A 12,549-nucleotide genomic window follows, 5' to 3' on the forward strand; every position below is an offset into this window, starting at 1 on the left:
AAGGGTTTTTTATTAAAAAATTTAATTTACTCATAATTTAAACAATTCACAAAAAATGAAATCAATTCTAATTTTAATTTTTAACACAATTATTGCTTTCAATGCAATTGGTCAAATTGTATTTGAAAAAGGCTATTTAATTACTGAAGAGGGAGAAAAAGTTGACTGTTTTATAAAAAACAACGATTGGAATAATAACCCCCGGAGCTTTGTTTACAGAACTACAGAAAAGGGAAAAGAACAAGAGGGGAGTTTAGAGTTTATAAAGGAATTTTCGGTAAACGGCCACTTTAAATTCATAAAAAAAGAAGTTGACTTTGAGGTTTCAAGTGATAATATTAGAAATTTATCTTCAGACAAAAATCCAGTCTTTGAAAAAAGAACGATTTTTTTGAAAGTTTTAGTAGAAGGAAGTGTCAATTTATATAGATATAAAAAGAAGGAAGCAATCAGGTTTTTTTATTCTTTAGGGGACAGTGAAATTAAACCGTTAATATTTAAAAAATATTTAAAAAATGGTAAAGAGGCTTCAAACATTACTTATAAACAACAAATATTGAATGAATTTGATCCAGAAAAAATAGACAAAGAAGCGGTATTAAAGTTGACCTATCTAGAGCCGAGGTTAGAAGGCTTTTTTTTAATATATAATAATAAATTTAGCTCAAAAGGCACACTATTAAGGTCAAATGTCAAAAGGGATAAGGTGTTTTTGAAACTAACGCCTGGTATTTCGTATTCTAACTTTTCGTTTGTATCTGGCAAAAAAACGTATAACTATGAATCAAATATTGAATATAGAGTAGGCGTTGAATTTGATTATATTTTACCAATAAACATGAATAAATGGAGCGTGTATATTGAACCCAACTTTTTCTATAGTCCTGTTAGAAAAGATACCGACCCTGACGTTAATTATAGAGATATAGGTTTTAAATTTATTACTGTACCTGTTGGGATAAAAGGAAAGTCCTACTTAAAAAAAGGAGGCATAATTTTTTACAATGTAAATTATGATATGGGTGAAGGAACTTCATTCGGTTCGAAATTTGGAAATGTAAAACTTTCTGCTGGCAATAATTTTGGAATTGGAGCAGGATTTGAAAAGAAAAAGATTAGTTTAGAGTGTAGATATATTGGTAATACTAACGTGTTTAGATACTACCAAAACTATTATTCTAACTATACAAGGCTTCAATTTATTTTAGGTTACCAGCTGTTTAAGAGATAATTACATTTTTGTAATTTCAATAAATTGCTCTTTTATGGTTTTCAAAAGTTCAGCATTTTTGTCAGCAATGTTGATTTTTTGACCAGGGTCTTTTTCAAGATCATAGAGTTGTTCTAAATCAGAAAAAGCCGTTTCGTTTTTAACATGCTCTATTACTGCCGGACCTTTGTGGGGAGGTATATATGCATATTGTTGGTAGCGGAAAGCAAGTTTTCCCGAGGACTCTAAAACCAGTTCGGTTCTACCATTATTAGATTTTCCAATTAATACATCCCAGAAGTTTTTGCTATCATTGGCTTCTGGGTTTTTTATTTTAAAATAATTAGCAAATGAGGCCAACAAGTCCATTTGACAAACTTCTGCATCACTTACAGTATTTCCTTTGATTTTACTAGGCCAAGAAACTATAAACGGAACTTTTGTTCCTCCTTCAAAAAGGCTGTATTTTCCTCCTCGGAGTGTACCCGCAGGTGTATGATTTCCGAGTTTTTCTTCTGCTTCATCATAGTATCCGTCGTTGAGCACAGGACCATTGTCGGATGAAAATATCACAATGGTATTCTTAAGTTGACCAGTTTCTTTTAAAGTTTTAATTATTTCGCCTACACAAAAGTCCGCTTCTAAAATTGCATCTCCACGCGGCCCCATGCCTGATTTGCCAACAAACTTGGCATTTGGCACTCTCGGAACATGAGGTTCGTGTAATGCATAATATAAAAAGAAAGGCTCGGTTTTATGGTCTTTTACAAACTCTTGGGCTTGGTTTAGAAAAACTTCGTACATGGTTTCGTCTTTCCAAAGGGCTCTTTTCCCGCCTTTCATAAACCCAATGCGTGGCACGCCGTTGTGCACCGACATGTTGTGGCCGTGTTGCCATTTTTGGGTGTACATGAGCTCAGGGTGGGAAAGGGCGGTTGGTTCACCATCGAAGTTCTCTTTATAGCTTACCCATAAAGGATCTGCAGGGTCGAGATTTTCAACTTTTCGGTTTTTAACGTAAACCGTCGGCACCCTGTCGTTGGTAGCCGCCATGATGTAGGAATAGTCAAAGCCAAGGTCATTGGGTGTTTCTGATATTTCTTGGTTCCAGTCTATGCTTCCATTGCCGAGTCCTAGATGCCATTTGCCTACTATTCCTGTTTTATATCCTTGAGTTTTGAAAAGGTCAGCAATGCTAAAAGTATTTGGGGCAATCAGCATTGGGGCGTCGCCTGGCAATACTCTCGCTCGCTCGTTTCGCCAAGGATAAGTGCCTGTTAGTAAAGCAAACCTACTGGGTGTGCAGGTAGCAGAAGTGGCGTAAGCATTGGTAAATCGTCTACCGCTTTTGGCGAGATTGTCAATGTTAGGTGTTTTTAATGTGCCTTGTTTGTAGGCACTAACGTCACCATACCCGAGGTCATCAGCATAGATAATAAGGACGTTTGGTTTTTGAGTAAAAACAAATGTTTGTAAAAAAAACAGGCCGAAAAAAATCAGTTTTTTCATAATTGTATTTTTAGAATATTACTTCTTATTTTTTAATTTTAGAAGGAGCGTTCTTTGTTTTTTTGGATTAAAATTATCGTCACTGATAATATATAACACCCTTTGTCCATCTTCGTTTTGGCCCCATGTCATTCCTTCCATGTTGTCGGGTTTGAGTGCATGGTTTTTGCCTAAATATTCGTTTTGAATTGTAAACTCGAATATTTTTTCTTTCGAAATAGTATCTCCTACGGTAGGGATTTCCGCTTTAAATAATCGCATGGTCACAAAAGCGTTGTCAAAACATCTTTCCATCACCAGTAAAGAATTGGTTCCGTAGGGTAAGATTTCCGTTACGCCGTTTCCGAGGTTACCATTTAGGTTTTGTTTTTCGGTCAAACATATTCTTGCATCGAAAGGATATTGGAAAACTTGCTTTTTGTTAAAATCATAAGCGTTGTTTTCTAGATTAAAAGGGCAAGTAAAAAAAGGAATAGAACCTGTAAGACTTGACTCAAAAGCGAACCATAAATTTCGATTTTCGTCAAAACAGAGACTTTCTATTCCTCGGTTTTCACTTGTCAGCGTATCATTTGTCATCGAAAACACAGCTAGATTATTCGGAACGTTATTTTCGTTGATATAACCAATACCTGTCGAATCTTCTCTTTCAAATGCAAAATACATTTTTTGAGAATTCTTGTCTATCCTAATGGACTCGGCGTTGTCTACACCAAAGAACTTAAAAGCCCCAGTAATATCGGTTTCGTTTTCTGTTTTGAACAAGTAAGAGTTTTGATTTTCTGTTGATTTAAATGCTCGGTCTGAAACCATGTAAAGGCTACCTTCAAAATATTCCAATCCAGATATACCACCAAACTTTACTTCAGGTGGATATGCCGACATCAAGTCAGATGGAAACGTAAAAATAGAGTCTATTTTTACCAAGCTAAACTCTGGACTAATTTGAGCTTTTACAAAATTCGAACATAAAAACAATACCAAAACTAAGCACTTGCTCATTCACAACTATTTAAAAATCAATAATATAATTCTATTATTTTTGTAAAACTATGGAAGGGTTAAATGGATATCTTCCAAATTCTTTTCCATATACAGCCAATCCACCGCTATTATCCACAGATAGTTTTACGCTAAGTTTTCCTGTTTTATCCAATGTTTTTATCTGGGTGGCAGTCAAAGGTATTTTTACTAAATAACCATAGCTTCCTGCTTCGGAAAGTTTACGGTTTTGTAATTGATTATGCCAGCTTAATATGCCTCTATGGTCAGCAGGGTCGTCCTCTAATTTTATGGTTTTCACCAATATACCATCAATACTAACTTTGACATTGGATGCAAATTTCTTTTCGTCTGTCATCGGATACGAATTTTTGTTTTGGCTTGGTTCGGCTTTTGCTCCTAACATATAGTCGCTGTTTTTTATTTCAGAGCCTTCGCGGTCTTTAAAGAAAAGTTCTTTTGCTCCCAATTCCATTAAAATATATCCAGACTTTGCTTTTTTGTTTTTTCCTTCAAAAACATAAGTAAATGAACCATTTCCAGCACCGTTCATTTTTTTGCCATCCATTATTTCCCAACTTTTCAAAGACCATTTACTATCAGAGTAAGCATCTGGTGCTTTTTCTACAATTTCGGTATTTTGGGGTAATACGCCATCTTTAACTATAAAGGAAACAAAGTTTTTGTGGTAAACAGTACCTCCTTTGCTGTCTTTGAGGGTAAATGTTAAGGTATAAATACCATCAGTTTCTGGCATTTTTATTTTTAAAGGATCAAAACTTTTTTGCATCCATGGAGTATAAGGAAGGTTAAGTTTTCCTTCGCTAATAGTTTTGAAATTGCCTAAAACGTCTGTCCCTTCGAGCATATATTCTACTAAAAATACATTGTCAACCATTTTAATGTCTTCCATTACAGAAACAAATATTGGTACAGAAACCTCTTCATTGGCTTTTACAGTATGCGTAATGTCTTGTCCGTTTGATAAATACACCAAAGAATGAAAATCTTTATCGGTCATCCCTTTGGCTATTTCGTTTAGGCCTGTGTATTTCATGGTTCTGTCAAATCTCCAGTAACCGTTCCATTCGTTTATTACGTCGTGATGTTCTGTATATAGCCAACCCGCCATTTTAGGGTGCATACGGAAAGTGTTCATCATACGGTGATAATCATAGCTCCAGTCAACATCGCCTGTGCTTCCATCATATCCCCAGACGTTGCCGCACTCTGAGTTTATCATGGGTTGGTCACCCTGCGTAAAGCCTTTTTCGAAATGAAAACTGCTGCCGGGGAAAGTGCCTTTGTCTATTTTCTGCATGTGAGCTTCCCACTCATAGCCAGGCAAATATTCGTGCCAAGAGTTGATGTCGGTTTCGGTATGGCCGGCTCCACAACAGATAGAATTATCTTCTGCCAAACGCGTTAAGTCAAGCGATTTAGCCAAATAATACATTGAGGCTACCCAATTTTGCGTTTTGGGTAAATACTTAGATTGGTCTTTGCCTGTTTCAGGGTTTGTAACTTTGGTTTTTAGCCCCCAGGTTTCATTAAATACTATCCAAGAGAAAATAGCGGGGTGATTGTAATCTCTCTTTATCATTTCTCGGAGAGTATATTCAGACTCTTCTTGAGCTTGTGCTGTAGGTTCACCCCAAAAATTTGGTAAATCGGCCATGACCAAAAGTCCAAGTTTGTCTGCCCAATAAAGTTTGCGAGGGATATCCACTTTTATGTGTGTACGAAGGCCATTCAAACCTATGTTTTTGCATAACTGGATTTCGTTTTTCATAAATTCGTCCGACGGGAAAGTATAATAGCCTTCAGGATGGTAAGATTGATCAAGGGTAAGTTGTAAATATATTGGTTTATTATTTAAAGCTACATAGCTTATATCAGTTCCTGGGAGTTTGGAAACGGAGATTTTACGCATCCCGAAATACGTTTTCACCTCATCGTTTCCAGTTTTTAATGTTGCATTATAAAGATATGGATTTTCGAGCGTCCAAAGTCTAGCGTTGGGAATTTCCATGGTTGAAAGTGCCATATCGCTTCCTTTTTTACCTAAAAAATCTGCTTTTATTTTACCATTTGGCGTTTCTATTTCAAGCGTTATTTTTTGATCTTGGCTTAAAACTTCGCCAAACTTTGCTTCTACTGCCACTTTATTTTCGTCAATATTTGGGCTAAAGTGCACATAGTCGAGATAGTTTTGGCCACGAGCTTCTAAATATATCGTTTGCCAGATTCCACGGGCATTTCCGTAGCCTTGCTTACCATAAAGTATGAAATCACGGCGGACGTCATCTACTCTGATGACAAGTTTTTGTGGGGAGTTGTATTTTACAAAATCCGTCAATTCAAACGAAAACGGCGTATATCCACCTTGGTGCTTACCTACCATTTTGCCATCTAGCCAAACTGTGGTTTCCCAATCAGATGCTCCGATAGTCAGAAAAGTTCGTTTGTTTTTGAATGAACTTGGTGTAGCTATGGTTTTTTGATACCATGCAATATCTGCTTCGTCTTTTACGCCAGATAGAGGTGAACCCCAAGGAAATGGTACATTTATGCTTTTTGAAAATCTAAAATTGCCTTCTTGCCAATTTTGTTTTTCGCCTACTTGCAAGCTATCAAACTCAAATCCCCACTTACCATTTAGGTTTAGCCAATCTGCCCGCTCGAAGTCTGGGCGAGGATGTTCTGGTAAAGGAATGGACTGTGCAATGGATGAAATACAGAAGAGAAAAAGACAAAAACTTAGAATTATTGATTTCATTTTTTTATTATGGTTGAATTATGGTTCAAGATAGTTTAAAAAATAAAATGCTCAAAGGATTAAACCTTCGTGATATCTATTAAAAATTAAATTTTTATAGATTTATAAAGTTTTCTTTAGAAATAAGCGAGTTACATTTTAGCTTTACCTAATATTATCCTTTTGATTTTTTTAGAAAGGATTTTTAAAGAAAAACTATTTGCCTTAAACTTAAATAATATTTACCATGGATCAGAAAATCATTAACCTTTTTGACGAATATACCCACAAGCCTCTTTCTAGGGAAGTTTTTTTGTCGAAATTAACCAAAATGGTAGGTGGGACGGCTGCGGCTATGGCCGTTTTGCCAATGTTAGAGGGTAAGTATGCATTTGCAAACAAAGTAGCGGAAGATGACGAGGATATTGTTGCTGAAGATATAAGCTTTGCCGGCCCAAACTGTACGATGAAGGGATATTTAGTTAAGCCTAAAAATTTAAAGGGAAAAGTAGGCGGAGTGCTGGTTATTCATGAAAACAGAGGTTTAACACCTCATATTAAAGATGTTACAAGAAGGATTGCGAAAGCGGGATATCTGGCCCTTGGCATAGATGCTCTTTCGCCTTTTGGGGGGACGCCTAGCAATGAAGATGAAGGTAGGGCATTGTTTCCAAAACTAGACCCAAAACAAAACATTGAGAACGTAATGAGTGGTTTTGGGTATTTAAATAGTCTTGAACAAAGTAACCAAAAAACAGCATGTGTGGGTTTTTGTTGGGGCGGAGGCTTGGTAAACGACATGGCCGTAAATTATCCAGAGCTTGATGGTGGTGTAGCCTATTATGGCAGACAAGCCAAAGCTGAAGACGTGCCAAAAATAAAGGCAAAATTACTGCTTCAATATGGAGGTTTAGATGAGCGTATCAATGCTGGAATTGCGGCTTATGAAGAAGCCCTAAAAGCCAACAAAGTTGATTATAAGGTTTTTGTATACGAAGGTGCCCAACATGCATTTAACAACGACGCTTCGCCAGCTCGATATAATCCAGAAGTAGCCAAATTGGCATGGGAAAGGACTTTGGCTTTGTTTGAGGAGGTACTGAAATAAGTTAGACTTAGTCTTTCCAAATATACCAAGCCCATAAAATAAACAAAGCTTGTACAGGCAAACGAACCAAAGCAGCAGAATGACTTCCGATGGCTGGGTCCGCCCTAAATACGTCCCAAATGTGGAGTGGCAAAAAGCCTATCATCATAATTAAAATAGCCAAACAAGCCATTTTTCTGAAATTTGGTACAAAAGCAGCTATTCCAACAACTATTTCTATGGCCCCGGCAGTATAATTGAGTATTTCTTTCGGTAAAAAATCTGGGAAGAAAGGAAAATACATCTCAGGTTTCAAGAAGTGATTGATTCCTCCTGAAACCATAAATGCTCCAAAAATTAGGGTAAGAGCAAGTTTTAAGTTTTTCATATTCATGTTATTTTTTGAAAGGTCTTGAACTCGATGTATCTGCCGTTGGGAAATCATTTGGTATAGGAATATTCACTTTTCCCGTTGCCGCCCACTGCGAACCTCTTAGTAAGCTAGTTATAAAGCCAACACATTCTACTGAATAATCTACATGCCCCATCGGTGTATGAAATATCCTCCCTTTGCCATAGTCTATGGTCATCAGCATGGGCTCATTTCTATCTGTGCCTTTTTTATCTTTTGCCGAATATGCCGTAGCCAAAACTTTCATGTTTTCTGCTGGTCCACGAAGTCTGTCGTACAGCTCATCTTTGGTATGGAGCCATTTCATAGGCATGCCTTTGGTAATCGGATGCTCAGGTTCTCTGATTTCTATAACATATTCGTGCTGAGGGCCATGCGAGCCAGCTTTGCCTGGACTCATGTCTTTTATGAGTTTATTTTCATTGTCATAGTATACATAAGGGCCATCTTTTTCGGTACGGTCGCCCCAGCCGCCAAGGCCAATCATTTGGTTGAAAGCCGGCCAATCAGGAAATGAATTGTCTGCGGCATGAATAACTACCAAACCGCCTCCTGCTTTGATAAATTTCTCAAGCGATTTCTGTGTTTTTTCAGGCCAAGGTGCGGCATTCCAACCGAAGTTTACAATTACCAAATCATATTTTTTAAAATTCGGACTAAAACTCGAGTCCGCTTTTGATTTTTTTAAAGCAATAGTTTTTGGCAGGCCTTCTATTGCGTATTCTTCCAAAAATGCCTCCCCATTCCAAGTGAATGCACTTCTTTTTACATCAACTTTAAATAAGCCCGATTCTTCAAGATACTTTTTCATCATGAAGGTCACTTTAGGCCATTGGTCGTGGTTATTTTGACCATCAACTATTAAGGTCTTTATTGTTTTTTGAGCGAATGAATTACTCAATCCAATGCCAAGAATAAGGAATAAGAGGTAAATTTTTGTTTTCATTAGGGTTGAATTATTTGTTAAGGCGTATTCAAAAATAGGCTTTTTTAAGAAAAAGGTGGTGTTATCTTGAATTTATTTTTGAAAATATTATAGAAAGTCGCTAAAAGGAAAAAATTTTCTATTACGATTTTGGTTAAAAATTTCGGCTTAAAATATTGGGCTCAGTTTGGTTTATTGTATTAAAAAATGCTTCTGAAGATATGAATTCATCTGCTCTCAGTATTCCTTTTTGGTTTTCGAGAAAAGGTAAAATTGCTGCCACACCTGCACCAGCAGTATATAAAGCATCTTGGACCTCTATCTGTTTGGTAAAAACGTCATCCAAAACTATGGTAATCAGCATTTTAGAAGTTTTGTTTTTGAAAATAATTCCCCTTATGAAATAAAAACATTTGGCATATATATTTATGAAAAAAGGGTTTTTAGGGGCGAAATTGAATAAATTAAGAAATGGAAAAAGAAAATCGGAAACAGGTGAAAAATAGGAACCTATAAACTTTGCCTCAGGTAATTGCTTAGTAAAATATCTTGTATCGGGCAAGTCGGCTAAGAAGCCTTTCCAAGTAGTATTCTTGCTTGAATTGCCCTTATTATTTATTTTTTCAAAAGTTTTAATGGGACCTACAGGTTTGTCAAATTTCAAATTTCCATTTTCAACAAAAACAGAAGGCCTCGCCAAGCTTTCGGCCATTAATTGGCACATATCTTTGCCCGCTTTGCTAAAAATAGAATACTTGACATTGAAATTCACAGACTTGGCATTTGGTTTTTGCTCAAGTGCTTCTTTCAAGAGAAAATTGCTGATTCCAGGGAAAATTCCGACAGCATGCACGATTAGTCCAGAGGTATTTTTCTTAAAGTTTTTTTGAAAATCAATGAGAGCTACAACCAAATCCGGTCTTGCAGAAGTTTCTATAAATTTCTGATTGTTAGACAGTAAAGTATCGATAAATTCAAAATAATTATTGAGGTCTTTTACTGGTGCGGCATTGATAATGATTTTAGATGAGTGGAGGTTTTGGTAGCTTTGCTTATTGTTCCAGTCAAATTGGATTTGGTTTTCTTGGGGTTTTCTGCTGGTAGTAGTTATTATATGACCTGCTTTTTTACAAGCTTTTGTAATTTCAAGACCCAATTCGCCTTGGCCACCTATTATTGTGATTTGCATTTGGTGTAGATTTATGTTTTTTTGCGATAAAACTTCAAGAAAAAAATATCTCTTTTAGCGGCATTTCTAAACCTTCAAATATAGTGCTTTTCAATATGTCTTCTTCGGTTACGGGAGCCAAACCTTGGTATTTGCCATTGACCAAAATATAAATCAAAACTACTTTGTCGTTGGGTTCTACCAACCAATATTCTCTGACGCCGGCTTCTTCATAAATCTCAAATTTGTTTTTCATCTCTTTGGTAGTATTGCCTGGTGACAATATCTCGATAACCAAGTCGGGAGCACCTATGCAGCCGCGTTCGTCTATTTTATTCGGGTCGCAGATTACACACAAATCAGGCTGAACAACCGTGAATATCTCGTTTTCAGCTGCTGAGCCTTTTGGTAGCCTTACATCGAATGGAGCAGAAAAAGTTTGGCAGTCTTTGTTTTTGAAATAATTGTATAGTCGCCCAGACAACTCCCATGAAACTCTTTGATGGGTAGTATTGGGAGCGGGAGACATTTTAAAAACCAGACCCTTTAATAGCTCTATTCTTTCCGAAAACGACCATGTGAGGTAGTCTGCGAAAGAATATTTTTTAGAAAAATCAAGAAGATTGATGTCTGTAATCATACCTTTTTTATGCGAATATACTATTTTTTCAGGTTTCCTAAAAATGAGATTTGGGTTTTATTTTGACAATAAAGATATTTGTCTAATACTTTTCATTAGTAATTTACTACGCCAAAACTTTAGCTAATGAGAATTTTTTGGCAAAAAAAACAAAAGAAACAAATTAATTAGAGGCATTTTTTATTAATTTGAAATCAAATAATCTACAAGAATAAAAGTTAATTGCCCCAAAGCAGAATTTTCAAAATTCAACTTAATAGGGTTTTCAAAATAAGTCAATTTGAAAGATTCTAGATTTGCCCGTATTTCTAAGATTCGATTCTTCCATTACGTATCAATTGTCTTTCTATAAAACCATATTTTGGGTTTTTTTCAGAAGAAAATTTATGGTTAAACGAATTCTATTCGTATAAATTAATGAAACATTGAAGTGTTAATAGGGCTTAAATTTTACTAAATACTTTAAAGATTTTAGATTATATTTAGGTCTTTATTCAACCCTTCTCACTTATTTCTGAAATATGCCTAAAGCCGTCGCAGTTAGCTCTTTGAGCAAAAATGAAACTCGTGTGTCCATTGCCATTGTAGCAGTGATGTTTTTTATTTTTGGTTTTGTCTCTTGGATCAATGCCATATTGATTCCTTATTTCAAAATAGCTTGTGAGCTTAGCAATTTCCAAGCTTATTTGGTCACTTTTGCTTTTTACATTTCTTATTTTTTGATTTCGGTTCCTGCTTCATTTTTATTGCAAAAAGTGGGTTTCAAAAAAGGTATTATGTACGGTTTTTGGATCATGTCTATTGGAGCATTTATTTTTATTCCTGCCGCATACGGTCGAACCTACTACATTTTTTTGATTGGTTTATTTACCTTAGGAGCAGGATTGGCGATACTTCAAACTGCCGCTAATCCCTATATCACTATTTTAGGGCCCAAAGAAAGAGCCGCCCAGCGAATCAGCATTATGGGCATTTGTAATAAAGCAGCTGGTATACTTGCCCCCTTGATATTTGCCGCGGTAGTACTTCGTGCCACGGATAGTGATTTATTTCGAAACCTTGCCAATATGAATGAGGCCGACAAAGCTGTAGCTTTAGACGAACTCATTCAAAGGGTTGTTACGCCTTATTTGATCGTTGGAATTGTACTTTTTTTGCTTGGTTTGGGGATTCGTTTTTCGCCCTTACCCGAAGTTGATACAGATGGTGACAGTGAAGAATCGACCGAAAACAAAACCTCTAAAACTAGCATTTTTCAATTTCCGCATTTGATACTTGGGGCTTTAGCAATTTTCATGCACGTGGGTACGCAAGTGATTGCAATTGATACCATTATAGGTTATGCGGGCTCTATGAATATTCAATTACTTGAGGCCAAGGTGTTTCCTTCTTTTACGCTTGCAGCTACAATTTGTGGCTATGTACTTGGTATTATTTTGATGCCAAAAGTGATTTCTCAAGTAAATGCTTTGCGGTTTTGTACTATTTTGGGCTTGTTGCTGACATTGCTTGTCATCTATGCTAAAGGAGAGGTAAACTTTATGGGCTTGAAAGCCGATATTTCTATTTGGTTTTTGGTATTGATGGGTTTGGCCAATTCATTGATTTGGGCCGGAATATGGCCTTTAGCACTTGATGGCTTAGGTAAATTCACAAAACTAGGGGCGTCTATCTTAATCATGATGTTATGTGGAAATGCCATAATGCCACTAGTTTATGGGTATTTTGCTGATATATTTGATGTGCGAACTGCTTATTGGGTGCTGTTCCCGAGTTACGCTTATCTTGTCTTTTATGCTATAAAAGGCCATCAATTCAGATCTTGGAAATTTTAGAAA

The 12,549-nt window shown here is 36.2% G+C and carries 10 protein-coding genes; 3 read left to right on the plus strand and 7 right to left on the minus strand.

From position 1 onward, the window contains the following. Positions 1–55: 55 nt before the first annotated feature. Positions 56–1,231, plus strand: a complete 1,176-nt coding sequence (locus tag EGI22_RS00695) for a hypothetical protein (RefSeq protein WP_255065668.1) — start codon at positions 56–58, stop codon at positions 1,229–1,231. On the opposite strand, the gene EGI22_RS00700 is transcribed toward EGI22_RS00695, so the two are convergent. The 3 genes from EGI22_RS00700 to EGI22_RS00710 are packed head-to-tail and all read right to left on the minus strand — an operon-like array spanning position 1,232 to position 6,500. Further along, the gene (locus tag EGI22_RS00700; protein ID WP_255065671.1) at positions 1,232–2,719 is read right to left on the minus strand and encodes an arylsulfatase; all 1,488 of its coding nucleotides are present in this window, start codon (positions 2,717–2,719) and stop codon (positions 1,232–1,234) included. Positions 2,720–2,737: 18 nt separating this feature from the next. Next, positions 2,738–3,721 carry an esterase-like activity of phytase family protein gene (locus tag EGI22_RS00705; protein WP_255065673.1) on the minus strand — a complete coding sequence of 328 codons (984 nt, stop codon included), beginning with the start codon at positions 3,719–3,721 and terminating at the stop codon, positions 2,738–2,740. A 34-nt stretch (positions 3,722–3,755) separates the two neighbouring features. After that, on the minus strand, positions 3,756–6,500 hold the full coding sequence (locus tag EGI22_RS00710) for a glycoside hydrolase family 2 protein (protein WP_255065674.1): 2,745 nt from the start codon (positions 6,498–6,500) through the stop codon (positions 3,756–3,758). Positions 6,501–6,726: 226 nt separating this feature from the next. Between EGI22_RS00710 and EGI22_RS00715 the strand changes: the two genes are divergently transcribed. Next, positions 6,727–7,587: a dienelactone hydrolase family protein gene (locus EGI22_RS00715; RefSeq protein WP_255065676.1), complete on the plus strand. Its 861-nt coding sequence runs from the start codon at positions 6,727–6,729 to the stop codon at positions 7,585–7,587. Between the two features lie 7 nt (positions 7,588–7,594). Here EGI22_RS00715 and EGI22_RS00720 read toward each other — a convergent pair whose 3' ends face one another. From EGI22_RS00720 to EGI22_RS00735, 4 genes are all read right to left on the minus strand, one after another. Further along, entirely contained in the window at positions 7,595–7,954 is a 360-nt protein-coding gene (locus EGI22_RS00720; protein WP_255065678.1) for a hypothetical protein, read from the minus strand. Between the two features lie 7 nt (positions 7,955–7,961). Further along, entirely contained in the window at positions 7,962–8,924 is a 963-nt protein-coding gene (locus EGI22_RS00725) for a ThuA domain-containing protein (RefSeq protein WP_255065680.1), read from the minus strand. A 133-nt stretch (positions 8,925–9,057) separates the two neighbouring features. Continuing rightward, the gene (locus tag EGI22_RS00730; protein WP_255065681.1) at positions 9,058–10,092 is read right to left on the minus strand and encodes a hypothetical protein; all 1,035 of its coding nucleotides are present in this window, start codon (positions 10,090–10,092) and stop codon (positions 9,058–9,060) included. Between the two features lie 34 nt (positions 10,093–10,126). After that, positions 10,127–10,711 carry a Uma2 family endonuclease gene (locus EGI22_RS00735; RefSeq protein WP_255065683.1) on the minus strand — a complete coding sequence of 195 codons (585 nt, stop codon included), beginning with the start codon at positions 10,709–10,711 and terminating at the stop codon, positions 10,127–10,129. Positions 10,712–11,232: 521 nt separating this feature from the next. Between EGI22_RS00735 and EGI22_RS00740 the strand changes: the two genes are divergently transcribed. After that, the gene (locus EGI22_RS00740) at positions 11,233–12,546 is read left to right on the plus strand and encodes a sugar MFS transporter (RefSeq protein ID WP_255065685.1); all 1,314 of its coding nucleotides are present in this window, start codon (positions 11,233–11,235) and stop codon (positions 12,544–12,546) included. The last annotated feature ends 3 nt before the right edge of the window (positions 12,547–12,549 follow it).

This window comes from Lacihabitans sp. LS3-19, from assembly GCF_024343575.1.
Classification (GTDB): Bacteria; Bacteroidota; Bacteroidia; order Cytophagales; family Spirosomataceae; genus Leadbetterella.